Raw genomic sequence first — 26,590 nt, forward strand, 5'->3', positions numbered from 1 at the left:
GGTCAGGACGAGGTTATTTGGCATTTGACAAGTGCACGCTGTTGAGTTCTCAAGGATCGGACGCACCCACCAACCAGCCACACAGACCAGCACAGCAGGGCAACTTCACAATCTTATCCTCTGGCCGGCCGCTCGTCAAATCGGCGAGGCGGCGGATCCGGAGACCCGAAGCCACGGTCGATCGACCGCGCATCCGGTGAGGATGCTCCCTCCGCCGACTCGGGAGTCGCACCTCTTGACGAGATGTTGGAGGGGGTGTTTTCCGCTTGAGGGGGCGGGGCCTTCGGCCTCTCCGCTCTTCCCTTTGGGGCGAACAAGAAAGACATTACGTGACGTCTGCGGCGCCGTCGAATCGGCATTGCATCCCGGGCGTGTCGCGGTCGCTCTGCCCACTGGCGAGGGGCGGACGAGGCTCCACCGCGACATGAGACCGTTCGGCGCCACCGCCGTGCGTGCCGGCTGGCTCACGCCTCCGCGCGAGTGCCCACGCGCTGCCGGCGCACCAGCTGAACCGCTACGCAGAGGACGAGTGTCGCCGCGCCCCACAGGGCACACGCCGGAGGGAGGACGCGGTAGGCCAGGTGGGCGACCGTGAAGTCATCGTCGAGGGGCCCGAACGCGGCGAGGCCGGCGACCCACGCGACCGCGAGGATCACCGGTAGCGACAGCCACCAGCACCACCGCGCCGCGTCGGGCACCACGCGCAGCGGCACGGCCGATACCTCGCGGCTCGCCAACCACAGCAGCATCCACACGCCGATGGTCACGAGGCCGAGCACGCTCGATCCGTGCTGCAGCCACTTGTACCCGGCGAGCGGACCCCACGGCTCGTCGAGGCCCGGGAGCACCTCCACGCCCCAGCGCCCTTCGTGGGTGAAGAGGTCCCACACGATGTGCGTCAGGACGCCGATCGCGAGCGAGACCACGAGAAGGAGCGCCGTCCGCGCATTCATCCGCCGGGGCCGATCGGCGGACGTCGACGTCTCGCGCTCGATCCCGAGAGTCGCCCGCGCCGAAGCGACGGCCCCCGCGTCCCACTCGACGGGAAACCGCGAGGCGAGCCACCGCGGCGACAGCTCGCGCACCGCGGGCCGGAGCAGACAGCGCCACACGAGCAGAAGCACGAGAGCGAGCGCGATCGTGGCAGGCAGCCAGACGAGGTCGTGGGTCCGTCCGTAGTGCAGCGGCAGACCCCGCACGAACAGCGGCAGGTCGGGCGACATCGCCCCGATCGCGACCGCCGCCGGCACGAGCGGCGTTCGCACGAAGGGGAGCGCCACGACCGCATGACTCGGGGTGAACGGCATGCGCCTCCGTCGACGTCGGGCGGCCGGCGGCCGCGGGGATCAGCGAGTGACGAAGACTCCGGCGAGCGTCTTCTTGCCGCGTCGCAGCACCGACACGCCACCGGGCAGCGCCCCGCTGATCATCGCGCTCTCGTCCTCGACCTTCGCGCCGTCCAGCGACACACCGCCCTGGGCGATCGCACGCCGCGCCTCGGACATGCTCGAGACGAGCCCGACCTCCACGAGCGCCTGGACGACGGACGTTCCTTCGCCCACCGATGCGTGCGGCAGTTCCTCCAGCGCGTGCCGGATCGTGGTCGCGTCGAGCGACGAGAGGTCGCCGTGACCGAAGAGAGCCTCGGATGCCGCGACAACGGCGGCCGTGGCATCCGATCCGTGCACGAACGTCGTCACCTCCAGAGCCAGGCGCTTCTGCGCGGCACGACGGAACGGCTCAGCCGCCACGAGGTGCTCGTACTCCTCGATCTCGGCGCGGGTGAGGAACGTGAACACCTTGAGCCGCGAGATCACATCGGCGTCGTCGGTGTTCAGCCAGAACTGGTACATGCGGTACGGACTGCACATCGCGGCGTCGAGCCAGATGGCATTGCCCTCGCTCTTGCCGAACTTCGTCCCGTCACTGTTCGTGATCAGCGGAGTGCCGATCGCGTGCACGTGAACGCCCTCGACGCGGTGGATGAGGTCCGTGCCGCTCGTCAGGTTTCCCCACTGGTCGCTGCCGCCGGTCTGCAGCACGCAGTCGTACTGCCGGTAGAGCTCCAGGTAGTCCATGCCCTGCAGGATCTGGTAGCTGAACTCGGTGTAGCTGATGCCCGCTTCGGAGTTCAGCCGGGCGGCCACCGCGTCCTTCTTCAGCATCGTTCCGACGCGGTAGTGCTTGCCGATCTCGCGAAGGAAGTCGATGGCACTCAGCGGGGCCGTCCAGTCGAGGTTGTTGACGATGCGCGCGGCGTTGTCGCCCTCGAAGCTCAGGAACCGCTCGACCTGCGAGCGGAGGTACCCCACCCACTCGGCCACCGTCTCGCGCGTGTTCAGCGTGCGCTCCGCCGACGGGCGCGGGTCGCCCACCAGGCCCGTCGATCCGCCGACGAGCCCCAGCGGCTTGTGCCCCGCCAGCTGCAGCCGACGCATCAGAAGCAGCTGCACGAGGTTGCCCAGGTGCAGGCTCGGCGCGGTCGGATCGAAGCCGCAGTAGTACGTGATCGGTCCGTCGGCGAGAAGGGCGCGCAGCGCCTCCTGGTCGGTGGACACATGCACGAGCCCACGCCACACGATCTCGTCCCAGACGTTGTCGAACGTCGGGTCGTTGGCGGGCGCGGTGGCGCTCACGACGGTTTCAGACACGCGGTTCAGGCTATCAGCGGGCGCGCGGATGCCTCGCCCGCTGCAGGGGGCGAGGCATCCGTCACTGCGGCTCGTCCAGACGCGCGACCTGTTCACCCGTGAGAGGAAGCCGGACGGCGTCGAGCGCCGCATCGAGCTGCTCGAGCTTGCTGCCGCCGAGCATCGGCCGGACCCCGTGCGCGACGTGCCAGGCGAGGACCGTCTGTCCTCGGGTCGCGCCGAGCTCGCCGGCGACCTCGTCGAGCACGGCGAGGCGTCGCTCGTTCCCCGGGTGGTCATAGACCTCGGGGATCTGCTTGCCCGGATTGTCGTAGGCCCCGGACAGCAGCGGTGTGTACGCCCACACGTCGAGTCCGTTCGCCTCGGCGAAGTCGCGCTGCTCGTCGCTGAGCACGCCGAAGCGGTGCTCGACCCCCGGCGGACGGGTTCCCGGGCGGACGCGCAGATAAGTGGCATTGAGCTGAAGGGCGTCGATGGGGATCGATCCGACGGAGCGCGCGTGCGCACGTGCCCGTTCGACGCGCCAGGCGGGGTGATTGGATGCCCCGACCCGCCGCACGCGTCCGGCGGACGTCAGCTCGGCGAGCGCGTCCACGGTCTCCTCGATGGGGGTGCTGCGGTCCTCCTGGTGCAGCCACAGCATGTCGACGGAGTCCAGGCCGAGGCGGTCCAGGCTTCCGGCGAACGCCTCGAGGACCGCGCGTCGTGACAAGCCGGCGCGCCGATCGGGCCACGAACCGGCCCACTGCGGCTCCGCGCCCAGCTTCGTGGCGATCCGCACGCGATCGCGCACACCCGGCCGGGCTCTGAGCCAACGCCCGATCACGCGCTCGCTGTCACCGCCCTGTCCGCTGGCGCTGGCCCAGAAGCTGTAGCAGTCGGCGGTGTCGATCCAGGATCCGCCGCGCTCGACGAATCGGTCGAGGAGCGCGAACGAGGTGGTCTCGTCGATCGTCGTCCCGAACATCATGGCGCCGAGGACGAGAGGCGAGGAAGGTGCGGTATCAGCGGTCATGCTGACACTCTGCAACCTGGAGTTCGCTCCAGGTCAAGGGCTAGTCTTCGCTCATGACCACCTACACGCCGGCCGAGGCCGCCGCGATCTCGGGGTTCTCGCTCGACACCCTCCGTTACTACGAGCGCGAGGGCATCCTTCCGCCGGTGGCCCGTACCGCGGGAGGGCACCGCGCCTACTCCGAGGCCGACGTCGGCACCCTGGGTTTCCTCAAGTGCCTGCGAGAGACCGGGATGCCGATCGAGAAGCTTCGCCGTTACGGCGAACTGTGCCGCGACGAGGGGACCCTTCCCGATCGCATCGCTCTGCTCGAGGAGCATGCCGAGGCGGTGCAGCGCGAGCTGGACGCCCTGCGCGCCCAGCAGGAACGGCTGGACGAGAAGCTCGCGTGGTATCGGGGCGAGCTGTCTGCCCGTCAGACGGCGGCGATCTCTTCGTAGGAACCGGTCATGTCGCCCTCCGAGTCATGTCGCCCTCCGAGTCGCGGAGGCAGACGCCTCGCGTGTGAAGGCGGGAGACTCATCTCCGCCTACTTGAGGCTCAGAGCTTATGCATATCAAGCCTTTAGGCTAAAGTAGGCGCAATCAAGTCCATGACCTGAAGGAGGGCGATGTTCGTCATCACGGCTGATCAGCGGGGAAGCCGCACCGGAGCCGACCTCGTCCCGAGCGGTCTGGCGGCGATCACCGGAGTCGGTGGCGCGCGCCTCGCGCTGGCGCCCGAGCGCACGGCCGGCGACGAACTCCAGGTCGCGGTCCCCGACGCGCGGGCGGCGCTGGAGATCGTGCTGCACCTCACCCGGACGGGCGCGTGGAGCGTCGGCGTCGGCGTCGGCGCTGTGGAGGAGCCGTTGCCCGCGAACGTACGCGCGGCACGTGGCGACGCGTTCCTGCATGCGCGCGAAGCAGTCGAGCGCGCAAAGCGAACTCCGACGCGTGTCGCGATCGTCGGGGGCGCGCAGGGGGCGGATGCCGAGGCGCTCGTGCGCGTTCTGATCGAACTGCGCGACCGCCGAACCACCGAGGGCTGGGAGGTTTCCGACCTCCTCGAGGAGGGCCTTTCGCAGCGGGATGCCGCCGCGCGGCTCGGCATCACCGAGAGCGCGGTCTCGCTTCGCGTGCGCAACGCGGGACTGCGCACCGAGGAAGCGGCGATCCCCGCCCTCGAGCGCGTCCTTCAACGGGTGGACGAGCTCCTCACTGCCCCTCCTCGGTGAGGAGGGCCAGCTCCCCCCGGATCTCGCGCAGCTCCTCCGACGGCGTCGACGCCGACGAGACCGCCGCCTCGGCCTCGGTCATCAGCGCGGCGAACGAGACGTCGATGCCCGACGGCAGCGTCACCGTGTCTTCCCAGGAGATGGCACCGCTCGCGAAGTGCAGCCACGCGCACAGCAGCTCCGCCCGCGCGAGCTCGCGCGCATCGTCTCCCCGCGGCGAGAGGATGCGGATCGCATCCGACGTTCCGGTGAGCGGGTCCGCCTCGGAGAAAACGGACGACACCGCCGCCACCGCACGCAGATAAGCCGACGCGGTGGCCGGATCGATGTCGGGCTGGCCGGCACCGGAGAACTCGTGGATCCACCAGCCGGCGCCGTGCCGCTCGATGGACGCACCCGTCACCACGACAGCGGCCGAGGCATCCGTCCGGGCACCGTCGTCATCGGCGACCGACACCTGCAGCGCCTCGACCCCCACCGATGCGAACTCATGCTCGACGGATGTCGCCGTCTCGGGCAGGGGCCGACCGAAGGGGCTCTGCGGCGCATCCGGAGCGATGCCGTCGCGCAGGAACGTGCGACCCCGTCCATTCGACCACGTGAACACGAGATCATCGGTTCCGGGATCGGTGGCGCGAGCCGTGGCGACGAGCGTAGCGCCGGCAGCCACCACGGCGTGGTCGCCGCCGGGAAAGGGCACCGTGCCGGGAACGTCGAGGACGAGGTCGGGATCCACGCTGGCGATCTCCATCGCCACCGCGTGCGCACCGACCCCTCCGTCGTCGTCGGTGGCGGTGACCGTGACCGTGTATGCGCCGTCGTCGCCGTAACCGTGGTCGACCCCCGCAGCCAGGTCGGCGATCGTCACCGCCTGCGCAGCAGACCCGTCGCCCCAGTCGATCTGCGCCGTGACGGTGTCGTCGCCGGGCTCGGACACCGTCGCCCGCACTCGCCCCACTCCGCCCTCGTCGGATCCGATCGTCACCGCATCGACTCTCGGCGGCACGTTCCGCACCGCGACGGTCTGCGACACTGTGTCGGCGAGACCTTCCACCTGGTCGTACGCCGTCAGCGAGACGACCCCTTCGAAGTCGTCCCGCACCGGGAAGCTCGCGTGCGGCCCGGCAGCAGCCCCCTGCCCCGGCAGCGACCAGCGGAATGTCAGCGGCGCCCCCTCGGGGTCGACGCTGGCGGACGCATCGAAGACGAGCGCTTCCCCCTCGTCGATCTCGACGCCGTCGCCGCCGAAGGCAGCCGTCGGCGGTGCGTTCTCGCACGGTGCGCCGACGTGCTGCCCGGGAACGAGACGATCCTCGGCGATGCCGCACACCCGCGCGGAGACGCGGGACGCATTCTGGGCGGCGCCGTCATCGGAGCGCCACTGCAGCGGCGGCGACGCCGGAACAGCGACCTCCCACAGAAGCAGCGCTCCCCGACCCGGCGTGGCCTCCGCGGCGACGCCGACCGGCGCACCGGAGTCGATCCATTCGCCTTCTGCCGACGTGCCCGCGAGGTCGAGTCCGGAGTATTTCGAGTACTCCCCGTGCGGATGCTCGATCCAGACGTAATCGGCGGCGGGCTCCGCGACGTCGTGCAGCGCGCGGAGCCATCCCGACGCGGCGGCCACGATGGTCGCGCCCGGTGCCGTGCCGACGACCATGACGAGGCCGGCCGTGCTCTCCGCGCCCGACACCTCAGCGGCGACGCCGTCGCCGACCGGAAGCCGGTAGATCCCCTCGGATGCCGCGACCGCGGTGTGATCGGCGATCAACGGGCCCTCGACGAGCGTGTCGGCGGCCGCCGCGCCTGTCCAGATCGCGATCAGCCCCGCCGTCGTCACGGCTGCGGTCAGCGCCGCGCCGGCGCGCAACGCGCTCGCGCGCGTCCCTCGTGTGCGTGACACGTACTCCCCCAGTCCCCTTTCGGCCCGCGCTCAGCGACGGACCGTCAGAACGACGGTGGGCGTGCGTCCTCGTTCGCGTCCCCAGACGCATGACGCGGCGCCCCCACGCCGTTCTCCCCTGCCGCACAAGGTACGCCGTTCGCGGCGGGACCGCCAGAGCGCCCTCGAATCTCGCAGGCGCGTCACAGGTGCGTGCGAAACTGATCCGCATGACCCTGGCCCCGGAGCTGATCGCGATCTCGATGTCCCTCCTCCTGTTCGCGACGCTGGGCGCGGCGCTGGTCATCGTCGCCCTCAGCACGCGGCGGCCTCGCGACATCCCCCTGCTCGTCGCCGGTGCGCTGGTCGTCCTGTCACTGGTCGTGGTGGTCGTGCTCCCGGTGAACGTTCCGCTCTTCGCCGCGGTCGGCATCGCCCTGCTCGGTGTTGCGGTGGCGACGGTGGGCGGGAGCCCGGTGACCCGGCGCGTGCTCGAGGCCGCCACTCACGGTCGCGTCGCAGAAGGCGACAACGGAGGCATCATGCTCCGGCCCGCAGCCGTCCCGGGTCTCGTGCCCGATGACGCGCCGGCGCGGGAAGTGCTGCGCGGGGGAACGACCATCGGCTACCTCGAGCGGCTGGGTGTCGCGCTCGCCATCGTGGTGGGCTTCCCCGAGGCGATCGCCGTGGTCGTGGCCATCAAGGGCGTCGGCCGGTTCTCCGAGCTCGCCGCCGCGGAGGCGCGCGAGCGCTTCATCATCGGCACCCTCGCGAGCCTGCTGTGGGCGTGCGTCGCCGCGGGTGTCGTCCGGCTCGCCGTATGGTGACGCGACGTCCGACGAGCGGAGACGGCGCTAGAGTCCGAGCGCGTGCGCGGCGGTCTGCACGCGCTCGACGAGGTGCGCCCGCTGCTCGGCCACACGCACGGGCGCGGTGCCGCCGGCGCCGGTTCGGCTCGCCACGGAGCCCTCGACCGTGAGGATGTCACGCACCTCGGGGGTGAGCTGCGCCGAGACCGAGCGCAGCTGTTCGTCACTGACCTGATGGAGCTCGATGCCGTTCTCCTCGCACACGCGCACCAGATGCCCGGAGATCTCGTGCGCGTCGCGGAACGGCACACCGCGTTTGACCAGCCACTCGGCCACGTCCGTCGCAAGGGAGAAGCCCTGCGGAGCGAGCTCGGCCATGCGCCGGGTGTCGAACCGCATCGTGCCGATCATGCCGGCGAACGCCGGCAGGACGGTCTCGAGAGTGCGAACCGAGTCGAATACCGGCTCCTTGTCCTCCTGCAGATCGCGGTTGTACGCGAGCGGAAGCGCCTTGAGCGTCGCAAGCAGGCCGGTCAGATTGCCGATGAGCCGACCTGCCTTGCCCCGCGCGAGCTCGGCGATGTCGGGGTTCTTCTTCTGAGGCATGATGCTCGACCCCGTGGAGTAGCCGTCATCCAAGGTGACGAAGCCGAACTCCCGTGTATTCCAGATGATGATCTCTTCGGCCAGGCGCGAGACGTCGATGCCGATCATCGCGGCGATGAAGGCGAACTCGGCGACGACGTCTCGGGAACTCGTTCCATCGAGCGAGTTCTCCGCGGGCCTGTCCAGACCGAGTTCGTTCGCCACGAGCTGCGGATCGAGTCCCAGCGTCGACCCGGCGAGCGCTCCACCACCGTACGGCGAGACCGACGCGCGCGCCGACCAGTCGCGCAGCCGCTCCAGGTCGCGGACGAGCGGCCACGCGTGCGCCTGAAGGTGGTGAGCCAGGAGAACCGGCTGGGCATGCTGCAGGTGGGTGCGTCCCGGCATCACGGCGTCGGGGTGCGCTTCGGCCTGCGCCACGAGCGCATCGACGAGACGAAGGATGTCGCGGGCGATGGTGCGCGAGTGATCCAGCAGGTACATGCGCACGAGCGTCGCGATCTGATCGTTTCGGCTGCGTCCTGCGCGCAGCTTGCCCCCCAGCTCGGGGCCGACCGCGCGGATGAGCGCCTGCTCCAGCGCACCGTGAACGTCCTCGTCGGAGGGTGACGGCCGGAGCGTCCCGTCGGAGAGCGCCCGCGCGAGGACATCGAGCCCCTCGTGCATCGCCGTCTCCTCGTCGGCCGTGAGGTAGCCGGCCGCGGCGAGCGCCTTCGCGTGCGCGTGCGAGCCCGCGAGGTCGTACAGCGCCAGGTCCCAGTCGAAGTGCGTCGAACGGCTCAGCTCCGCCAGCTCGGGCGACGGTCCTGTCGCGAAGCGGGCGCCCCAGAGCGCGCCCTCGTTGGTTCCCTCGCCCTTGCTGTCGCTCACGGCACCAGCCTATCGACGCTCCGACCGGCCACGAGGCGCGAGGAGCGATCGATGACCCACTCCAGCGGCCCCCGTCCGACGAGCAGCGCCCAGGCTGTGCACACGGCCACGGTGCCGAGGGCCAGGGGCCAGAAGGGCTCGAGGTCGCGGAAGCCCGCGAGGTCGCCCGGTCGACCGAGAACGGCCACCGCGACCGACGCCCACACGAGGAGCTGACCCACGTACGCGGTGAGCGGCATCGCGCCCACCGCGCGCAACGGCAGCACGACCCACACGAAGACGGTCCGGCACACGAGCAGGCACAAGCCCATCGCGGCGAGCGCGAACCCACCCGAACCCACGATCTCGAGGAGGCCGCTCGAATGCGGCTGCGCCGTCCACAGCGCCGAGGCGAACGAGGCTTCGTCCGAACCCGACGCGCCGGTGGCGGCATCCGCCCCATAGCCCAGCACCGCGAGCGCCGCGCCCACCGCGACCATCCGCACCTGGACCGCGGCGCGGGTCACCCCCGCGCGAGCGACGCCGAGGCCCGCGACGAGGAACACGATCCATGTGGTGAAGGGATAGTGCCAGCCGATCGCGAGCGACAGTGCGGAGCCGGAGACCGTGGCCCACACCGGAAGATCATCGAGCGCGACCTGCACGACGGGCATGACGACCGCGAGCACCGCCGCGAGGGTCAGCAGGGCACGTGCACCGAGCGGGAGGAGCGGCACGGCGAGGAAGAAGAGAAGGGCGTAGGCCGGCAGGATCACGTACACGGGGACGCCGGTGAGGATCAGCAGGATGCCGAGGATCCAGAGCAGCACGGCGCGCACGATGAGCCGCAGCCGCGCCGTGCGGAGATCCTCGCCGCGAAACGGCTCACGCCCACCGGTGACGAGTCCGATGGAGACGCCGGCGAGAGTCGCGAACAGGATCGAGGACCGTCCCTCGACGACCGCGACCCACGTGGAGGCATCCGTCCAGTCGAACGGCGCGCTGATCCACAGCAGGTGGGCGGCGAACATGCCGAGCACGGCGAGGCCGCGCGCCAGATCGATGCCGGCGACACGGCCGGGGCCGTTGAGCCGCTCCCATCGTGACGCGAGCCACGATCCGTCCCGCGAATCCCTCACCCCCCGCCGGCCCTCAGTCCTGCCGCAGCAGCCAGACGAGGAGCGCCTTCTGGGCGTGGAGCCGGTTCTCGGCCTCGTCCCACACGACACTCTGCGGCCCGTCGATCACCTCGGCGTCGACCTCGTAGCCGCGGTCGGCGGGCAGGCAGTGGATGAAGATCGCGTCGTCCCTGGCCAGCGCCATGAGGTCCTGCGTCACCTTGTAGCCGCCGAGGTCGCGCAGGCGCGCCAGCTTCTCCTCCTCCTTGCCCATCGACACCCAGGTGTCGGTCACGATGACGTCGGCGCCGGCCGCCGCCTCGTTGGGGTCGGTGTACAGCGTCACCGAGCCGCCGGTCTCGGCCGCTCGGCGGTCGGCGTCGGCGATCACGTCGTCCCGCGGGGCGTACGCCTCGGGCGACGCCACCCGCACGTGCATGCCCGCCGTCACCCCGGCCAGCACGTAGGAGTGCGCCATGTTCGACATGCCGTCGCCGAAGAAGGCGAGCGTGAGACCGGAGAGCGCGCCCTTGTGCTCCTTGATCGTGAGCAGATCGGCCAGCAGCTGGCACGGGTGGAAGTCGTCGCTCAACGCGTTGATCACGGGCACGCGGGTGCCGGCGGCCATCTCCTCGAGGCCCGCCTGCGCGTACGTGCGCCAGACGATCGCCGCGACCTGCCGCTCGAGCACGCGGGCGGTGTCGGAGGGCGTCTCCTTGCCGCCGAGCTGGCTGTTGGCCGTCGAGATGATGAGCGGCGAGCCCCCGAGATCGGCGATGCCGACGGCGAACGAGACCCGCGTGCGGGTCGACGACTTGTCGAAGATCACCGCGACCGTCTGCGGGCCCTCGAGGGGCGTGAGCTTCCAGCGGTCCTTCTTGAGCGCGACGGCCAGGTCGAGGATCTCGTTCTGCTCCTCCTGGCTCAGGTCATCGTCGCGGAGCAGGTGGCGGGTCATGCGTGGACCTCCGTGGGTGTCTCGAGCAGCAGGGCGTCCTCGACGGTGCGCAGCGAGGCGGCGAAGAGCTCGATGAACTCGTCGATCTCGACATCGCCGATCGTGAGGGCGGGGACGAGCCGGATGGTCTCGTCGTTGGGGGCGTTGATGACGAGTCCGTGCTGCTGCGCTGCGGCGACGACCGCCTTCGCGACGGGGTGCGTGAGACCCACGCCCAGCAGCAGGCCCCGGCCGCGCACGTCGCCGACGAGGGCGGAGTCGATCTCGAGGATCGCCGCGCGCAGCTGCTCCCCGCGCTCGGCGGCGTTGCGCACCAGGTCGGCGCGCTCGATCTCACCGAGCACGGCACCGGCGACCGCCGTACCGAGCGCGTTTCCGCCGAAGGTCGAGCCGTGCGTTCCGGGGTAGAACAGATCGCTTGCGGCGCCGAACGTGATGAGCGCGCCGATCGGGAATCCTCCACCGATGCCCTTGGCGACGGTGATCGCGTCGGGTGTGATGCCGGCGTGCTGGAAGGCGAACCACTCCCCCGTCCGGCCCGCTCCGGTCTGGATCTCGTCCACGATCAGCAGCGCGCCGTGCCGGGCGGTGATCTCACGGGCCGCCGCGAGGTAGCCGGGCGGAAGGTCGATGACCCCCGCCTCGCCCTTGACCGGCTCGACGAACAGCGCGGCGACGCGCTCGTCGATCGCCGCCTCGAGGGCCTCGGCCGTCGAGGCGATGAACTCGACGCCTGGCGTCATCGGCAGGAACGGCTCCTGCATCCAGGGCTTGCCGGTGAGCGCGAGCGTGCCCATCGTGCGGCCGTGGAAGGCGTCCTTGAGCGCCAGGATGCGCGGACGCTCGGCACCGCCGTGGAGGCGCGCGAGCTTGAACGCCGCTTCGTTGGCCTCCGCCCCGGAGTTGCCGAAGTAGACGCGTCCGCTCTCGCCGGTGCCGGCGAGACGCTTCAGTCGCGCCGCCAGTTCGAGCTGCGGCGGCGTCGCGAAGTAGTTCGACACGTGTGCGAGCGTCGCCGCCTGGTTCGCGAGCGCCGCGACGAAGACCGGGTGCGCGTGCCCCAGCGAGTCGACCGCGATGCCGGCGAGGAAGTCGAGGTACCGCTTGCCGTCGGCGTCCCACAGGTGGGAGCCCTCGCCGCGCACGAACATCGCCATCCGCTCGCCGAAGCTCCGCACGAGGTCGCGCCCCGCGTCTTCCTGCCACGTCATCCGAGCACCACCTCTGTTCCGATTCCCTTGCTGGTGAAGATCTCCACGAGGACCGAGTGCGGCACCCGACCGTCGATGATGGCCGCCGTCTCCACGCCGCCCTCGACGGCGTCCAGGCACGCCTGCATCTTCGGGATCATGCCCGACTCGAGCGATGGCAGCATCGCCTTCAGCTCGGTCGAGGTGAGGTGGGACACGAGCGAGTCGCGGTTGGGCCAGTCGGCGTACAGACCAGGGACGTCGGTGAGGACCACCAGCTTCGCGGCTCCCAGGGCGACGGCGAGAGCGGATGCCGCGGCATCCGCGTTCACGTTCAGCGAATGCCCGGGGTTGTCGAGATCGGGAGCGATGCTCGAGACGACCGGGATGCGCCCGGCCGCCAGCTGGTCGAGCACCGGTTGCGGGTCGACTTCGACGACGTCGCCCACGCGACCGAGGTCGTGCTCCACGCCCTCGATGAGGATTCCCCGGCGGCGACCGCCGAACAGACCCGCGTCCTCGCCGCTGAGCCCGGCCGCGTGGGGCCCGTGGGCGTTCATCTTCGCGACGAGCTGCGGATTGATCTGCCCCGTGAGCACCATGCGCACGACCGAGATGGCCTCGGCCGACGTCACCCGGTAGCCGCCCTTGAACTCGCTCGGGATGGCGAGCCGGTCGAGCATCGCAGAGATCTGCGGCCCGCCGCCGTGGACCACCACCGGCTTCACGCCGACGTAACGGAGGTACGCGATGTCGGCGGCGAACGCGTCCTGCAGCTCGTCGGAGACCATGGCGTTGCCGCCGTACTTGATCACGATGATCTGGTCGCTGAAGCGTCGCAGCCACGGCAGCGACTCGATGAGGGTCGCCGCCTTCCGGCTGGCTTCCTGCGAATCGGTGTCCTGGATCTCGGTCATGAGGAGTACGCGCTGTTCTCGTGGACGTAGTCGTGGGTGAGGTCGTTGGTGAGGATCGTCGCGGTCTCGCCGCCGACCTTGAGGTCGATCACCAGATCGGTCGCCCGCGGCGTGAGGTCGACGTCCTCGCGCGGGGCGTCGGGCCCGCCCTGCGAGCACACGCGCACGCCGTTCATCCAGACATCCACGTCGTAGGGGTCGAAGGCGGCCCGGGTCGTGCCGATGGCCGCGAGCACCCGGCCCCAGTTGGGGTCGTTCCCGAAGATCGCCGCTTTGAAGAGGTTGTTGCGCGCGACGGAGCGCCCGACTTCGACGGCATCCTCCTCGGACGCGGCGTTCACGACCCGGATGGTGATGTCGTGGCTCGCGCCCTCGGCGTCGCCCTGGAGCTGGGCCGCGAGGTGCTGGCACACCTCCGCAAGCGCCGCGGCGAACTCGTCGGGGTCGGGCGTGATGCCCGAAGCGCCGCTCACGAGAAGCGTCACCTGGTCGTTGGTCGACATGCAGCCGTCCGAGTCGAGCCGGTCGAACGTGCGGCTCGTCGCAGCGCGAAGGGCTGCGTCGGCCTGCGCAGCGTCGAGCACCGCGTCGGTGGTGAGGACCACGAGCATCGTCGCCAGGCCGGGCGCGAGCATCCCCGCCCCCTTGGCCATCCCGCCGATCGACCACCCGTCGCGCGTGACGGTCGCGCGCTTGGGTCGCGAGTCGGTCGTCATGATGGCGAGGGATGCCGCCTCCCCGCCGTCCGCGGAGAGCTCGGCGATCGCCTGCTCGGTGCCCGCCAGCACCTTGGCGCGGAAGACCTCGTCGCCGGTGCCGATGAGCCCCGTCGAGCAGACCTGGATGTCGCCGGCGCTCACGCCCAGCAGTTCGGCTGCCTTCTCAGCCGTCTGATGGGTGGTCTGGAAACCGAACGAACCGGTGAAGCAGTTGGCTCCCCCGGCGTTCAGCACCACCGCTTCGACGACGCCGTCCCGGATGGCCTGCTGCGACCAGAGGATGGGGTTGGCCTTCGCGCGATTCGACGTGAACACCGCCGCGCCGACCTTGAGCGGACCGCGGTTGACGACGACGGCGACATCCGGCTTGCCGGTCGACTTGAGCCCGACGGCGACGCCGGCGGCTTCGAAACCCTGCGGCGCGGTGACACTCACGGCGCGACTCCGTTCACGCTCAGCGCCGTGCCTTCGGCCAGGCCGAGCGCGATGTTCATGGACTGCACGGCGGCTCCCGCCGTGCCCTTCACGAGGTTGTCGACTGCGGTCACCACGACGACCCGGTTCGCGGCGCGGTCGATCGCGAGCCCCAGAAGTGCCGTGTTCGCGCCCAAGACGTCGCCGGTGCGAGGGAAGTCTCCGGCGGGCAGGAGCTGCACGAAGGCCTCGCCTGCGTAGGCGTCCTGCCAGGCTGCGCGGATCTCGGCATCGGACACACCGGCCGGAATCGGCGCCGTCGAGGTGGCGAGGATCCCGCGCGCCATCGGCACCAGCACCGGCGTGAACGAGATCCGGATGTCGCCGGTGGCGCCGGCTCCGCGCAGCGCTTGCGCGATCTCGGGGATGTGACGGTGCGTCCCGCCGACGGCGTACGGGTTCGCGGTGCCGAGGATCTCGCTCGCGAGCAGGTTCGGCTTGAGAGCCTTGCCCGCCCCCGACGGTCCGACCGCCAGCACGGTGACGATATCGGACGGGTCGATCACGCCGGCAGCGACCCCCGGCGCCAGGGACAGCGACACCGTCGACGCATTGCAGCCGGGGGCGGCGATGCGGGATGCCCCGACCAGCCGTTCGCGCTGCTTCCCGCCGTCCACCGGCAGCTCGGGCACGCCGTAGGTCCACGGCTCGTGGAAGGCACCGCCGTAGAAGGCGTTCCAGTCGGAGGCCGACTCCAGCCGGTGGTCGGCGCCGGCGTCGATGACCAGCGGCGTGTCGCCGAGGGCATCCGTGTACTGGCCGGACTGCCCGTGAGGCAGGGCCAGGAACACGATGTCGTGCCCGGCGAGCACCTCGGGCGTGGTCTCGGAGAGGGTGAGGTGTGCGAGCGAACGCAGGTGCGGCTGGTGCTGGATGAGCGGCTGTCCCGCGTTGGAATGGGCGGTGACGGTGCGGATCTCGACGTCGGGATGCGCGGCGAGGATCCGCAGGATCTCGCCGCCCGCATAGCCGGATGCGCCGGAGACGGCGACCGAATATGTCATGGATTCCACCTTAGAGTCTGGGTGCAGAGGCCGGAGACGGCGACGCCCGCAGGGTCCACGACAGGACCTCTCGCAGGGTCGCCTAGAGTCGGCGCCCGCCCAGACGGCGTCGGCGCGCGGGAGCGGCGCTCGAGACGAGCGACGCGAACTCCTGGGCGGCCGAAGGCATGCGGTGACGATAGCGGGCGGGTCGCGGCATCCGCAAATCCGCCTCGTCACACGGCGTCAGCTGCGAAGCGCCTCGAGCAGGGCCAGTTCCTCGGAGCGGGCGAGCCCGGACCGTCGGTCACGGTCCAGGCCGCGCTCACGCTCGTCGGCGAGTACGCGGGTGAGCGTCTCCGCGAGCGGACGCAACCGGCCGCCCAGCAGACGGTAGACCGCGTTCGACCGCGTCCAGAAGCCGGACATCCCGGCCGGCAGCCACAGCGGGAGCGACCGCGGACCCATCCAGTAGGCGACATCGTGGGCTTCGAGCCATTCGTCGCCGGCGGGGCGCCTCGTGCCGGTGTGCCCGGCGACCCCGGCGGCGTCGTCGAGGAGCCGGTCGAGCGGCACCGGGTCGCCGACCGCGTTGGCGACGCCGGTCCACCGCTCGCGGCCGACGGCCACCACGAAGTCCGCCAGGTCGTCGACATCGATCACCTGTGCGCCGCGACTCTCGGTCGTCGGCGTGAGCACGTCGCCGTCCCCGGCGAGCGCGAGCCGCGCCACCCAGTAGCCGAAGCGATCGGTGGGGTCGCCCGGGCCCACGATGAGCCCGGGGCGCACGATGGCCGCGCGGCGGCCGAGGGCCGCACGGACGGATGCCTCGGCACGCGCCTTCGCGCGACCGTAGTCCTCCTCCTCATCGGGTCCGGGAGGCAGAAGCACCTCGGCCGACTCATCGGCGCCCGGCTCGTCGTTCGAGGCGTAGACCGACACGGTCGAGACGTAGGTCCAGTGCTTGGTCCGATGCGCGAGGTCCTCGATCGCTGCCGCCACGTGCACGGGGTTCGACGAGATGTCGACGATCTCGTCCCACTCGCGTTCCGCGACGGCTGCATAGGCGTCGGGCTCGTCGCGATCGCCGACGACGAGCGTCGTGCCGTAGGGGGCGGGGCGGCCGCCGCGCGCCAGGCAGGTGACGGATGCCGAGGCATCCGCCCACTTCTCGGCCACGCGGCCGCTCAACCATCCGGTGCCGCCGAGGATGAGGACATCTGTCATGGCACCACCCAACCAGACCCGGGGCCGGTCGGGCAGGGAAATCCGCCTGCGGCGGAGCGGACGGCTGCGGAGCCGCCGGGACGTGCACAACTCCTCCCCGCCGGGTCCTGCCGCCGCTCGAACGACGGCACGGCATCGTCGAGCAGGAGTTGTGCACCCGGCTTCGGCAAGCGGCGGCGCGGGGCGCGGCGGCGCAGGTCCGTGCGGACGGCGGCGAGGGCCGCCAGGACGTGCACAACTCCTGCCGAAACAGTCCCCGCCCCGCCCCCACGACGGTGCGGCGTCGTCGAGCAGGAGTTGTGCACCCGGCTTCGGGGAACGGGGCGGGGCGAGCTCTACTCGCGGAGCGTCGCGCCGAAGCGCGCCGCCGCCGCGGCCACGCCCGCGAGCTTGGCCTCGGTCGCCTCGGCCGCCGTGAGCGTGCGGTCCGGGGCGCGGAAGCGCAGCGCGAACGTCAGGCTCTTCGCCCCCTCGGGCACTCCCTGACCGCGATAGTCGTCGACCAGTCGCAGGGACTCGAGCAGCTCGCCGGCGCCCTCGCGGAGCGCCTCGCGCACCTCGGACGCCGGGACATCGGCGCCGAGCACGAGCGAGACGTCCTGTGTTGCGGCGGGGTAGCCCGACAGCGACGCGGCGACGACCTTCTCGCCGGCGAGGGAAAGGACGAGGTCGAGGTCGAGTTCGGCGACGATGACACGACCGGGCAGATCGGATGCCTCGGCGACGGCGGGCAGGAGCTCGCCGACGTAGCCGACCTCGGTGCCCGCCACCGACAGCACGCCGGTGCGTCCGGGGTGCAGGGCGGCACGCTGGCCCTGGGCGACGTCGATCGATACGCCGGCGGCCGAGGCGATCGTCCGCACGGCGTCGAGGGCATCCGCCAGATCGGCGGCCACAGGGGCGATGCCGGGCTGCTTGGCGACCACATTCCCTGCGAGGAGGACCGCGACGAAACGTCGCTGCGGCGGGATCGACGCGTCGAGCTCGGCGAGCGTGGCGGCATCCGGTCGCACGGCCAGGGGCGGGACATGCGCGGTGCCGTAGATCACGCCGGGTTCGGGGAGGAAGACCGAGCCGGTCTCGAACAGGGTGAGGTCGGTCAAGCCGCGCGAGACGTTGCGGTGCGCGACCTGGAGCAGTCCCGGAACGAGGGACCGGCGCAGGAACGGCGACTGCCCGTCGAGCGGATTGGCGAGCTTCACGCTCGGGAGGTGGTCGCCCGAGGCAGAGCCATGGAGGTCGTTGAGCTCGTCGGTCGTGAAGGCGAACGACGGAGTCTCGACGAAACCGGCGGACGCGAGCGCGTTCGCGACGCGGCGGCGTCCCTGCTGCGCGGCGGTGAGGCCGCGACCCGACGGCGGGGTGGGAAGGATCGAGGGGATGCGGTCGTAGCCCTCGATGCGGGCGACCTCTTCCGCCAGCGTCCACTTGTCGGTGAGGTCGGGGCGCCAGGACGGCGGGATGACCTGCCAGCCCGCGGCGTCGTCCTCGTTGGGCACGACCTCGCAGCCGATCAGGCGCAGCGCGTTCTCGATCTGCTCGTCGGTGTACGCCACGCCGATGAGATGCTGCACGAACAGCGGGGGAAGCTCGATGCCTGCGATGAACACCTCGGCGAAGAGGGCGCCGCCGAGCTCGTCGTCGCTCGTGCCTCCGGCGTACTCGACCATGAGATCGGCGACACGGCGGGCGGCCACGAACGGGACGAGCGGGTCGACACCGCGCTCGAAGCGGCGTGACGCCTCGCTCGGGAGCTTGTGCCGGCGGGCGGTCCGGGCGATCGACACGGTGTCGAACGTCGCCGCCTCGATGAGCACGTTGCGCGTCGACGCGCTCATCTCGGTGGTGCCGCCGCCCATCACACCCGCGAGGCCGATGGGGCCGGAGTCGTCGGTGATGAGAAGGTCCTCGCCGCTGAGGGTGCGCACCTTGCCGTCGAGCGTCTCGAGCTTCTCGCCTTCGGCGGCGCGGCGGACGGTGATGCCACCCTGGAGCTTGTCGAGGTCGTACCCGTGGATGGGCTGACCCAGCTCGAGCATCACGTAGTTGGTGATGTCGATGAGGATGCCGAGCGAGCGGATGCCGGCGAGCGTGAGGCGTGCCACCATCCAGGCGGGCGTCGGCTTGGTGGGGTCGACGTCGCGCACCACGCGAGCCACGAACTCGCTCGCTCCGACCCGTCCGCGGATCGGCGCACGATCGTCGACGGCGACCGGGAAGCCCGACCCGGGCGCGACCTCGGACCACTCGCGGTCGGCGGGGTCGCGGAACGCCGCCCCCGTGGCGTGGGAGTACTCGCGCGCGACGCCGCGGATCGACAGGGCGTAGCCGCGGTCCGGCGTGACGTTGATGTCGACAGCCACGTCGTCCAGGCCGAGCAGGGCGATCGCGTCGGTGCCGACGGGCGCGTCGATCCCGAGCTCCACGAGCCGCAGGATGCCGTTGTGCTCGTCGCCGAGACCGAGTTCTTTCGCGGAGGCGATCATGCCGTCCGACACGTGGCCGTACGTCTTGCGCGCTGCGATCGGGAAGGGCCCGGGCAGCACGGCGCCCGGGAGCGTCACCACGACCTTGTCGCCGACGAAGAAGTTGCGGGCACCGCAGACCACGCCGTGCACGGCGTCACCGCCGTCGGCGGCCTTCTCGCCGTCAGGCGCCACACGCACCTGGCACCACCGGATCGTCTTGCCGTTGGACTGCGGCTCCTCGACGAACTCGAGCACCTCGCCGACGACGATGGGGCCCTGCAGTTCGAAGCGGAAGACATCCTCCTCTTCGAAGCCGACCGACACGAGCGCCGCGAGGACGTCCTCGGGCGCGGCATCCTGCGGGACGTCGACGTACTCACGAAGCCAGGAGAGCGGGACGCGCATCAGACCACCATTCCGAACTGCTCGCTGAAGCGGACATCACCCTCGGCCATGTCGCGCATGTCCTGGACGTCGCTGCGGAACATGAGCGTGCGCTCGATGCCCATGCCGAAGGCGAAGCCCGAGTACTCCTCGGGGTCGATCCCCGCCGCGCGCAGCACGTTGGGGTTGATCATGCCGCACCCGCCCCACTCGATCCATCGCGCGCCGCCCTTGAAGGTCGGGTGCCACAGGTCGAGCTCGGCCGACGGCTCGGTGAAGGGGAAGTAGTTGGCGCGGAACCGCGTCTTCGCCTCGGCGCCGAACAGCACCCGGGCGGCGTGATCCAGCGTGCCCTTGAGGTGGGCCATCGTGATGCCCTTGTCGACGACGATGCCCTCGAACTGCGTGAACACCGGCAGGTGCGTCGCATCGAACTCGTCGGTGCGGTACACGCGGCCCGGGCACAGGACGTACAGGGGCAGGTCGCGCTCGAGCATCGAGCGGACCTGCACGGGGCTCGTGTGCGTGCGCATGACGAGATGCCGCTCGACCGGGTCGACGAAGAACGTGTCCTGCATCTGGCGAGCCGGGTGATCCTCGTCGAAGTTCAGTGCGTCGAAGTTGAACCACTCGTGCTCGAGCTCGGGACCTTCGGCGATCTCCCAGCCCATGCCGACGAAGATGTCCGAGATCTGCTCCTGGAGGAGGGAGATCGGATGCCGCGCCCCCACCCGCGCGCGCTGAGCGAGCGCCGTGATGTCGACGCGCTCCGCCTCGAGCCTCGCGGCTGTCTCGGCTTCGGCGAGCTCGTGCTCCCGCGCCGCGAAGGCCTGGTTGACCCGCCCGCGGGCCTGGCCCACGAGCTTGCCGAACTCGGCCTTCTTCTCGTTGGGCACGTCGCGCAGCCGCGCGTTCAGCTTCGCGAGCGGTGAGCCCTCCGCGCTGTGGGCCGAGCGAGCGGCCTTCAGCGCGGCGGTGTCGCCTGCCGCGGCGACGGCGTCGAGCGCGGCCTGTACCGCGGCTTCCACCGCCTCGGGCGTGATCTCAGAGTTCTCGGGTGCGTCAGACACGAAGACCGAGTCTACCGAGAGCGGATGCCTCGCCCCGCCGGATCCGACGCTCCTGTTCTACTTCTCCGGCCCGCGCTGCGCGACGATGAGCTCGGTGTCGGTGATCTCCTGCGTCGGCTGGTTGGCGTCCGCGACGCGCGGCGTCTTGGCCGAACTGCGGAGGCGCTTCTCGACGGTGTTCGCGACGAACGACAGGATCAGGCAGAGCCCGATGTAGATCGCGCCGACAACGATGGTCGCGGGCACGATCGGCGAGTCCAGCACCGCCTGCGATCCAAGGAACCGTGCGTAGAAGAGCAGTTCCGGGTAGGTGATGATGAAGCCGAGCGCGGTGTCTTTCAGCGTCACGACGAGCTGCGCGATGATCACCGGCATCATCGCGCGGATCGCCTGGGGCAACAGCACGAGCCGCATCACGCCCGCCTTGCGCAGGCCCATCGCGTATCCGGCCTCTCGCTGACCGCGCGGGAGGGACTCGACGCCCGCCCGGATCACCTCGGCGAGGACCGATCCGTTGTACGCGATCAGAGCGATGACGACGGCCCAGTAGGACGGCATCCGAATCCCGATCACGGGCAGCCCGTAATAGAGCAGGAACATGAAGATCAGGACGGGAACCGCGCGGAGGACCTCGACCACTGCACCGACCGGGATCCGGATCCACGCGTGGTCCGACATCCTTCCGATCGCAAGCAGGAACCCGAGGATCAATGCGCCGATCGCGGCGACGATGAAGGCAGCAAGGGTGCGGAGGGTGGCCAGACCCAACTGGACCCACACGTTCGTGTACGTGAACGCGGCCCACTTCTCGGCTGAGAACTGGCCGGTGACCGCCAGTCGCCAGACGAAGAATCCGACGATTGCGGCGACGACGATGACGGTGATGACGCCGAGGATGCGGTTGCGGACGATCGCGCGGGGACCGGGGACGTCATAGAGAACCGAGCTCATCGGATCCCACCCTTCGTTCGGTCTGCACGCTCTCGCGCGCCGGACGGGTGTCGCGCACTCATCGCGCCACCCTCCATCGGTTCTCGAGCGATCGCTGCGCCCAGGAGAGCAGCAGGACCATCGCCACGAAGATGGCCATGACCCACACGATCACGAAGAACTGATTCTCGCCGCGCTCACTCAGATAGTTGCGCATGGAGCCGAGATTGACGACCGAGAACCCGGCGGCCACCGTGGTGTTCTTCAGCAGCGCGATGAAGACGCTCATCATCGGGGGGATCACAGAGCGGAAGGCTTGCGGCATCACGACGAGCGTCATCACCTGACCGAATGTGAGTCCGATCGCGCGGGCAGCTTCAGCCTGGCCGACCGGCACGGTGTTGATGCCAGAACGGATGGTCTCTGCGACGTAGGTCGCGGTGTAGATGCCCAATGCGCAGATCGCCAGCGTGAGCGACACCGGCGCTGTCAGACGGAGCCCGAGAAGCGGGGGCAGAGCGAATGCGAACGCGAAGAAGACGAGCGTGAGAGGCGTATTGCGGATCGTGTTCACGTAGAGCGAGCCCACGCCCCGGGCTACCGGGATCGGCGAGACCCGCATCGCGCCGACGATCGTGCCCAAGATGAGCGCCAGCAAGCCGCCTGCCAAGAACAGGATGAGCGTGCCGACCAGGGTCTCCACCCAAAGGTCGATGTTGTCGGTGATGACGCCCACGCGTGCTCCTTATGCGCTGATGTCCGCGGTGAGAGAAGGAAGGGGCGGCCCTGGGGCCGCCCCCGGGATTGCTTACTGGTCGACCTCGGGCTGCTCACCTTCGATGCCCGCGGGAGCCAGGTGCTCCTCGAAGAGCGCCGTCCAGACATCGCCGCCCTCGGTGAGGAGCGTGTTGATGTGCTCCTGAAGAGCGGTGTCGCCCTTGGCGAGGCCGATGCCATAGCGCTCCTCGCTGAACGGCTCACCGGCGATCTTGAGCGCGTCGGGCTCGAGCGCCACGTAGCCGGCGAGGATCGCCTCATCGGTCGTGATCGCGTCGACGGACCCCGCCTTGAGCTGCTCCACGCACTGCGAGTACGTGTCGTACTCGACGGTGTCGCCCGGGTTGTACTCGTCCCGAATGCGCTGGAGCGGCGTGGAGCCTGTCACCGAGCAGACGATCTTGCCCTCGAGGTCGTCGGGGCCGTTGATGTCCTCATTGTCGGCGGCAACCAGCAGCCCCTGGCCTGTCAGGAAATACGGACCGGCGAAGTCGATCTGCTCCTTGCGCGAGTCGGTGATGGAGTACGTACCGACGTAGTAGTCGATGTCGCCGTTCACGATCGCCTGTTCGCGGTTGGCCGAAGGGATCGTGACGTACTCGATCTGATCCTCGTCGAACCCGAGGGACGCGGCGACCCACCGGGCGATGTCGACGTCGAAGCCAGACCGCTCCCCCGTGGTCGGGTCCTCCATACCGAGCCCCGGCTGGTCGTTCTTCACACCCACGACGACGCCGCCGCGCTCCGTCATGGTGTCGAAGGTCGGGCTGCCTTCGAGCGAGACATCCGTCTCGACCTCCCAGAGGGCGCCGCTGCCGCTGTCGCCGCCGTCGCCGCCGTCAGTGGGGTCGGCGCCCGGCGTGCCGCTGTTGCAGGCCGTGAGCGCGAGCAGGGCGATCGCGGAGACGCCGATGCCCGTGATGATCCGTGATTTACGCATGTTTCCTCCTGGTTGCTGTGTGCGTACTGGTTCCGTATGTCCGACGTTTCGGGTCCGTGCGGAGTGTTCGTGCGTGTGGTGGTGCTTCGGGTTCCCTCCCTGGGTGACGCGAGACGCTTCCCGACCTGATCAGTGGGTCAGGAGCTTCGAGAGGAAGTCCTTCGCCCGGTCGCTCTTCGGGTTCGTGAAGAACTCCTCCGGCGTGGCCTCCTCGACGATCTGCCCGTCCGCCATGAAGACCACCCGGTCCGCAGCCTTCCGCGCGAAGCCCATCTCGTGCGTGACGACGATCATCGTCATGCCGTCCTGAGCGAGGCCGACCATGACGTCGAGCACCTCGTTGATCATTTCGGGGTCGAGGGCGCTGGTCGGCTCGTCGAAGAGCATGACCTTGGGCTGCATCGCGAGGGCCCGCGCGATCGCGACGCGCTGCTGCTGGCCGCCGGAGAGCTGTGCGGGGAGCTTGCTCGCCTGCTGCTGCACTCCGACGCGCTCGAGGAGCTGACGACCGAGCTTCTCGGCGTCGGCCTTCTTCATGCCCTTCACCTTGATGGGGCCGAGTGTGACGTTGTCGAGGATCGTCAGGTGCGAGAACAGGTTGAAGGACTGGAAGACCATGCCGACGTCGGCACGCAGGGCAGCGAGCTCTTTGCCCTCCTTGGGCAGCTCCTTGCCGTCGATCGAGATCGTGCCGCTCGTGATCGTCTCCAGCCTGTTGATCGTGCGGCACAGCGTCGACTTGCCGGAGCCGGACGGGCCGATCACGACGACGACCTCTCCCCGGTTGACGGTGAGATCGATGTCCTTCAGCGCCTGGAAGTCGCCGTAGTGCTTCTGGACGTCGTTGATCTCGACGAGCGGATCGCCGCGGCGAACGTTGATGTTCGACGTCTTCGGTGCAGCGCTGTCATCGATCGTCATATGACGACCCTAGAGCCGCTCGCCGACCCTCGACCAGTGATTGAGTCGCGTCTTAACCGTGTTGTAACAGCGACGGATCAGCCCGCGCGCTGCGCGAACGCCGTCTCGTACAGGCAGACGCTCGCGGCCGTGGCCAGATTCAGCGACTCCGCCGCGCCGTAGATCGGGAGGCGGAGCGAGAGGTCGACCAGGCCCAGCGCCGTGTCATCGAGCCCGCGCGCCTCGTTGCCGAAGAGCCATGCCGTGGGCTCGGCGAGCAGGTCGCGGGAGGCGAGGAAGTCGCCGCCCCCGACGTCGGCGGCGATCACGCGCACGCCTGCCGCATGTGCTTTGTCGACGGCGGTCGCGAGGTCGACTCCCACCGCGACCGGCACGTGGAACAGCGAGCCGGTGGTCGCGCGCACGACCTTGGGATTGTAGGGATCGACGGTGCGGCCGGTGAGGACCACAGCGTCGGCGCCGGCGGCATCGGCCGCACGGATGATCGTGCCGAGATTGCCGGGGTCGCGGACCTCCTCGCAGATGGCGACGAGCCTCGGGGAAGCGGCGAACACGTCGCGCAACGACGTCGGAGCCTGCCGGGCGACCGCGACGATCCCCTGCGGCGTCACGGTGTCCGCCATCGCGTCGAGCACGTCCTCCGTGGTGAAGATCACATCAAGGCCGGCGTCGCGCGCGGCATCGCGCACGTCGACGTGGCGCTCCATCGCGGTCGGCGTCGCGAAGATCTCCACGAGGGTGTCGGGGCGGTGGCCGAGCGCTTCGCGAGCGGCCTGGGGACCCTCCAGGAGGAAGAGTCCGGTCTCCTGACGGGCGCTGCGCTTCGTCAGTTTCGCGACGGCGCGGACGCGCGGAGAGCGAGGGTTCTCGAGCACGGCATCAGTCTAGGGTCGCGGGGCGGAGCCCACGCGCGGCGAAACCTGGACGCAGGCGCCGCCGCAGGCGACATATGAGGACGTCCTTGGGCTCCGGGTACACAGAAAGGGCGTCCTCCGTGCGGAGGACGCCCTTTCTGGATTCAGCTGATGCGTCAGGCGCTCTTCGGCGCGTTGACGTTCTCGGGCAGCGCAGCCTTGGCCGTCTGCACGAGCGACGCGAAGGTGGCCGGCTCGTTCACGGCGAGCTCGGCGAGCATGCGACGGTCGACCTGCACACCCGCGAGACCGAGGCCCTGGATGAAGCGGTTGTACGTGATGCCGTTCTGACGGCTCGCAGCGTTGATGCGCTGGATCCACAGGCGACGGAAGTCGCCCTTGCGCTTACGACGGTCGCGGTACGCGTAGACGAGCGAGTGGGTGACCTGCTCCTTCGCCTTGCGGTACAGGCGCGAACGCTGACCCCGGTAGCCCGAGGCGCGCTCGAGGATGACGCGACGCTTCTTGTGGGCGTTGACGGCCCGCTTGACTCTAGCCATTTCGTTTGTTTCCTATTCGTGCGTCGGTGCGCTCAGCGACCGAGGAGCTTCTTGGCGACCTTGGCGTCGCCGGGAGCGAGGACCTGCTCCTGCGAAAGGCGACGTGTGCGGCGGCTGGGCTTGCCCTCGAAGTTGTGGCGAAGGTTCGCCTGCTGCTTCATGAGCTTCCCGCTGCCGGTGACCTTGAAGCGCTTCTTGGCGCCCGAGTGGGTCTTCTGCTTCGGCATCTCTTCATTCCTTCGTTTCACGTCCCGCCCAAGCGGGAGTCGGTATCCCGCGGTGCGGGAGTCTGTGGGGGCCTACTCGGCCGTGGCCGTCTCGGCCTCGGCCGGAGCCGGGTCGTCAGCCGCGGGAGCCGCACCGGTGCGGGCGGATCGCGCTGCCTCCTTGTTCGCGGCGCGCTGAGCGTTCTGCTCGGTCTTCACCTCGGACTTGTTCTTGTGCGGTGCGATCACCATCACCATGTTGCGACCGTCGATCGTCGGGTTGGACTCGACCGTGCCGAACTCGGCGACGTCCTCTGCGAACTTGCGGAGGAGGCGCACACCCTGCTCGGGGCGCGACTGCTCGCGGCCGCGGAACAGGATCATCGCCTTGACCTTGTCGCCGGACTTGAGAAAGCCCTCGGCGCGCTTGAGCTTGGTGATGTAGTCGTGGGCCTCGATCTTCAGACGGAACCGGACCTCCTTGAGGACGGTGTTCGCCTGATTGCGACGCGCTTCCTTGGCCTTCTGCGCAGCCTCGTACTTGAACTTGCCGTAGTCCATGATCTTGACCACGGGGGGCTTCGAGTTGGGGGCCACCTCGACGAGATCGAGGTCGGCCTCCTGGGCCAGGCGCAGCGCCACCTCGATGCGGACGACGCCGACCTGCTCACCCGCGGGTCCGACGAGGCGGACCTCGGGGACGCGGATGCGGTCGTTGGTGCGGGGATCGCTGATGCGGAACTCCTTGGGTTGCGGCTGGTGATCACCGCGACACGGGAGCATCGCGGGCGGAAGAGGTTCTCATTCCACCCGGCTGGCGCACGGGCGCCGGCTCTTCGCACCCGGTTCCCGCTCGCCAGCGGCTA

General features: G+C 69.9%; 25 protein-coding genes. 3 read left to right on the plus strand and 22 right to left on the minus strand.

Annotated features, from left to right (window positions below):
- Positions 1 to 464: 464 nt before the first annotated feature.
- From HF323_RS04370 to HF323_RS04380, 3 genes are all read right to left on the minus strand, one after another.
- Positions 465 to 1,307, minus strand: a complete 843-nt coding sequence (locus HF323_RS04370; RefSeq protein ID WP_169581381.1) for a DUF4184 family protein — start codon at positions 1,305 to 1,307, stop codon at positions 465 to 467.
- Positions 1,308 to 1,346: 39 nt separating this feature from the next.
- Positions 1,347 to 2,651, minus strand: coding sequence for a tyrosine--tRNA ligase (tyrS, locus tag HF323_RS04375; RefSeq protein WP_317450998.1), 1,305 nt, complete (start codon positions 2,649 to 2,651; stop codon positions 1,347 to 1,349).
- Positions 2,652 to 2,712: 61 nt separating this feature from the next.
- The gene (locus HF323_RS04380) at positions 2,713 to 3,666 is read right to left on the minus strand and encodes an aldo/keto reductase (protein WP_169581383.1); all 954 of its coding nucleotides are present in this window, start codon (positions 3,664 to 3,666) and stop codon (positions 2,713 to 2,715) included.
- 53 nt (positions 3,667 to 3,719) lie between these two features.
- Between HF323_RS04380 and HF323_RS04385 the strand changes: the two genes are divergently transcribed.
- Both HF323_RS04385 and HF323_RS04390 read left to right on the plus strand, forming a co-directional pair.
- Positions 3,720 to 4,106, plus strand: coding sequence for a MerR family transcriptional regulator (locus HF323_RS04385; RefSeq protein WP_169581384.1), 387 nt, complete (start codon positions 3,720 to 3,722; stop codon positions 4,104 to 4,106).
- 170 nt (positions 4,107 to 4,276) lie between these two features.
- On the plus strand, positions 4,277 to 4,882 hold the full coding sequence (locus HF323_RS04390; RefSeq protein ID WP_169581385.1) for a DNA-binding protein: 606 nt from the start codon (positions 4,277 to 4,279) through the stop codon (positions 4,880 to 4,882).
- On the opposite strand, the gene HF323_RS04395 is transcribed toward HF323_RS04390, so the two are convergent.
- Complete coding sequence (locus HF323_RS04395; RefSeq protein ID WP_169581386.1) at positions 4,863 to 6,785, minus strand: PKD domain-containing protein; 1,923 nt, start codon at positions 6,783 to 6,785, stop codon at positions 4,863 to 4,865. The genes HF323_RS04390 and HF323_RS04395 overlap by 20 nt on opposite strands.
- A gap of 209 nt (positions 6,786 to 6,994) precedes the next feature.
- Between HF323_RS04395 and HF323_RS04400 the strand changes: the two genes are divergently transcribed.
- Positions 6,995 to 7,591 carry a hypothetical protein gene (locus tag HF323_RS04400; protein WP_169581387.1) on the plus strand — a complete coding sequence of 199 codons (597 nt, stop codon included), beginning with the start codon at positions 6,995 to 6,997 and terminating at the stop codon, positions 7,589 to 7,591.
- Between the two features lie 27 nt (positions 7,592 to 7,618).
- Here the strand turns inward: HF323_RS04400 and argH are convergent, their stop codons facing one another.
- The 18 genes from argH to infC all read right to left on the minus strand — a co-directional run bounded on the left by argH (position 7,619) and on the right by infC (position 26,507).
- Positions 7,619 to 9,049: an argininosuccinate lyase gene (gene argH, locus HF323_RS04405; RefSeq protein ID WP_169581388.1), complete on the minus strand. Its 1,431-nt coding sequence runs from the start codon at positions 9,047 to 9,049 to the stop codon at positions 7,619 to 7,621.
- A complete protein-coding gene (locus HF323_RS15700) occupies positions 9,046 to 10,167 on the minus strand; it encodes a heparan-alpha-glucosaminide N-acetyltransferase domain-containing protein (RefSeq protein WP_317450999.1) in 1,122 nt (373 codons plus the stop codon). The genes argH and HF323_RS15700 overlap by 4 nt, the downstream gene beginning before the upstream one ends.
- Before the next feature lie 13 nt (positions 10,168 to 10,180).
- Positions 10,181 to 11,104 (minus strand): ornithine carbamoyltransferase, encoded by a 924-nt coding sequence (gene argF / locus HF323_RS04415; RefSeq protein ID WP_169581390.1) that lies wholly within the window; start codon positions 11,102 to 11,104, stop codon positions 10,181 to 10,183.
- The gene (locus HF323_RS04420; protein ID WP_169581391.1) at positions 11,101 to 12,315 is read right to left on the minus strand and encodes an acetylornithine transaminase; all 1,215 of its coding nucleotides are present in this window, start codon (positions 12,313 to 12,315) and stop codon (positions 11,101 to 11,103) included. Before HF323_RS04420 ends, argF begins: the two co-directional genes overlap by 4 nt.
- Positions 12,312 to 13,211, minus strand: coding sequence for an acetylglutamate kinase (argB, locus tag HF323_RS04425; protein WP_169581392.1), 900 nt, complete (start codon positions 13,209 to 13,211; stop codon positions 12,312 to 12,314). The genes HF323_RS04420 and argB overlap by 4 nt, the downstream gene beginning before the upstream one ends.
- Entirely contained in the window at positions 13,208 to 14,365 is a 1,158-nt protein-coding gene (gene argJ, locus HF323_RS04430) for a bifunctional glutamate N-acetyltransferase/amino-acid acetyltransferase ArgJ (RefSeq protein WP_169581393.1), read from the minus strand. The genes argB and argJ overlap by 4 nt, the downstream gene beginning before the upstream one ends.
- Entirely contained in the window at positions 14,362 to 15,408 is a 1,047-nt protein-coding gene (argC, locus tag HF323_RS04435) for an N-acetyl-gamma-glutamyl-phosphate reductase (RefSeq protein ID WP_169581394.1), read from the minus strand. Before argC ends, argJ begins: the two co-directional genes overlap by 4 nt.
- A gap of 225 nt (positions 15,409 to 15,633) precedes the next feature.
- Positions 15,634 to 16,614: an NAD-dependent epimerase/dehydratase family protein gene (locus HF323_RS04440; RefSeq protein ID WP_169581395.1), complete on the minus strand. Its 981-nt coding sequence runs from the start codon at positions 16,612 to 16,614 to the stop codon at positions 15,634 to 15,636.
- Between the two features lie 335 nt (positions 16,615 to 16,949).
- Positions 16,950 to 19,487 carry a phenylalanine--tRNA ligase subunit beta gene (gene pheT / locus HF323_RS04445; protein ID WP_169581396.1) on the minus strand — a complete coding sequence of 846 codons (2,538 nt, stop codon included), beginning with the start codon at positions 19,485 to 19,487 and terminating at the stop codon, positions 16,950 to 16,952.
- Complete coding sequence (gene pheS / locus HF323_RS04450; RefSeq protein ID WP_169581397.1) at positions 19,487 to 20,536, minus strand: phenylalanine--tRNA ligase subunit alpha; 1,050 nt, start codon at positions 20,534 to 20,536, stop codon at positions 19,487 to 19,489. The genes pheT and pheS overlap by 1 nt, the downstream gene beginning before the upstream one ends.
- Before the next feature lie 57 nt (positions 20,537 to 20,593).
- Positions 20,594 to 21,487, minus strand: coding sequence for an amino acid ABC transporter permease (locus HF323_RS04455; protein WP_169581398.1), 894 nt, complete (start codon positions 21,485 to 21,487; stop codon positions 20,594 to 20,596).
- A 58-nt stretch (positions 21,488 to 21,545) separates the two neighbouring features.
- Positions 21,546 to 22,202 (minus strand): amino acid ABC transporter permease, encoded by a 657-nt coding sequence (locus HF323_RS04460; protein ID WP_169581399.1) that lies wholly within the window; start codon positions 22,200 to 22,202, stop codon positions 21,546 to 21,548.
- A gap of 72 nt (positions 22,203 to 22,274) precedes the next feature.
- Positions 22,275 to 23,183 carry a glutamate ABC transporter substrate-binding protein gene (locus HF323_RS04465; protein ID WP_169581400.1) on the minus strand — a complete coding sequence of 303 codons (909 nt, stop codon included), beginning with the start codon at positions 23,181 to 23,183 and terminating at the stop codon, positions 22,275 to 22,277.
- A gap of 129 nt (positions 23,184 to 23,312) precedes the next feature.
- The gene (locus HF323_RS04470; protein WP_169581401.1) at positions 23,313 to 24,104 is read right to left on the minus strand and encodes an amino acid ABC transporter ATP-binding protein; all 792 of its coding nucleotides are present in this window, start codon (positions 24,102 to 24,104) and stop codon (positions 23,313 to 23,315) included.
- A 77-nt stretch (positions 24,105 to 24,181) separates the two neighbouring features.
- Positions 24,182 to 24,979: an RNA methyltransferase gene (locus tag HF323_RS04475; RefSeq protein WP_169581402.1), complete on the minus strand. Its 798-nt coding sequence runs from the start codon at positions 24,977 to 24,979 to the stop codon at positions 24,182 to 24,184.
- Between the two features lie 155 nt (positions 24,980 to 25,134).
- Entirely contained in the window at positions 25,135 to 25,518 is a 384-nt protein-coding gene (rplT, locus tag HF323_RS04480) for a 50S ribosomal protein L20 (RefSeq protein WP_169581403.1), read from the minus strand.
- 32 nt (positions 25,519 to 25,550) lie between these two features.
- Positions 25,551 to 25,745 carry a 50S ribosomal protein L35 gene (gene rpmI / locus HF323_RS04485; RefSeq protein WP_045297246.1) on the minus strand — a complete coding sequence of 65 codons (195 nt, stop codon included), beginning with the start codon at positions 25,743 to 25,745 and terminating at the stop codon, positions 25,551 to 25,553.
- A 72-nt stretch (positions 25,746 to 25,817) separates the two neighbouring features.
- On the minus strand, positions 25,818 to 26,507 hold the full coding sequence (infC, locus tag HF323_RS04490) for a translation initiation factor IF-3 (RefSeq protein ID WP_169581404.1): 690 nt from the start codon (positions 26,505 to 26,507) through the stop codon (positions 25,818 to 25,820).
- Between the last annotated feature and the right edge of the window lie 83 nt (positions 26,508 to 26,590).

The sequence above is a fragment of the Microbacterium sp. MF43 genome (genome assembly GCF_012847295.1).
GTDB lineage: Bacteria > Actinomycetota > Actinomycetes > Actinomycetales > Microbacteriaceae > Microbacterium.

What these genes read in the sequence shown, in the direction of transcription:
- HF323_RS04370 (WP_169581381.1), bottom strand. Translation starts at nt 1,307, where the DNA reads ATGCCGTTCACCCCGAGTCATGCGGTCGTGGCGCTCCCCTTCGTGCGA.
- HF323_RS04380 (WP_169581383.1), bottom strand. Translation starts at nt 3,666, where the DNA reads ATGACCGCTGATACCGCACCTTCCTCGCCTCTCGTCCTCGGCGCCATG.
- HF323_RS04385 (WP_169581384.1), top strand. Translation starts at nt 3,720, where the DNA reads ATGACCACCTACACGCCGGCCGAGGCCGCCGCGATCTCGGGGTTCTCG.
- HF323_RS04390 (WP_169581385.1), top strand. Translation starts at nt 4,277, where the DNA reads ATGTTCGTCATCACGGCTGATCAGCGGGGAAGCCGCACCGGAGCCGAC.
- HF323_RS04400 (WP_169581387.1), top strand. Translation starts at nt 6,995, where the DNA reads ATGACCCTGGCCCCGGAGCTGATCGCGATCTCGATGTCCCTCCTCCTG.
- argF (WP_169581390.1), bottom strand. Translation starts at nt 11,104, where the DNA reads ATGACCCGCCACCTGCTCCGCGACGATGACCTGAGCCAGGAGGAGCAG.
- HF323_RS04420 (WP_169581391.1), bottom strand. Translation starts at nt 12,315, where the DNA reads ATGACGTGGCAGGAAGACGCGGGGCGCGACCTCGTGCGGAGCTTCGGC.
- argB (WP_169581392.1), bottom strand. Translation starts at nt 13,211, where the DNA reads ATGACCGAGATCCAGGACACCGATTCGCAGGAAGCCAGCCGGAAGGCG.
- argC (WP_169581394.1), bottom strand. Translation starts at nt 15,408, where the DNA reads ATGACATATTCGGTCGCCGTCTCCGGCGCATCCGGCTATGCGGGCGGC.
- HF323_RS04440 (WP_169581395.1), bottom strand. Translation starts at nt 16,614, where the DNA reads ATGACAGATGTCCTCATCCTCGGCGGCACCGGATGGTTGAGCGGCCGC.
- pheT (WP_169581396.1), bottom strand. Translation starts at nt 19,487, where the DNA reads ATGCGCGTCCCGCTCTCCTGGCTTCGTGAGTACGTCGACGTCCCGCAG.
- HF323_RS04455 (WP_169581398.1), bottom strand. Translation starts at nt 21,487, where the DNA reads ATGAGCTCGGTTCTCTATGACGTCCCCGGTCCCCGCGCGATCGTCCGC.
- HF323_RS04465 (WP_169581400.1), bottom strand. Translation starts at nt 23,183, where the DNA reads ATGCGTAAATCACGGATCATCACGGGCATCGGCGTCTCCGCGATCGCC.
- HF323_RS04470 (WP_169581401.1), bottom strand. Translation starts at nt 24,104, where the DNA reads ATGACGATCGATGACAGCGCTGCACCGAAGACGTCGAACATCAACGTT.
- rplT (WP_169581403.1), bottom strand. Translation starts at nt 25,518, where the DNA reads ATGGCTAGAGTCAAGCGGGCCGTCAACGCCCACAAGAAGCGTCGCGTC.
- rpmI (WP_045297246.1), bottom strand. Translation starts at nt 25,745, where the DNA reads ATGCCGAAGCAGAAGACCCACTCGGGCGCCAAGAAGCGCTTCAAGGTC.
- infC (WP_169581404.1), bottom strand. Translation starts at nt 26,507, where the DNA reads ATGCTCCCGTGTCGCGGTGATCACCAGCCGCAACCCAAGGAGTTCCGC.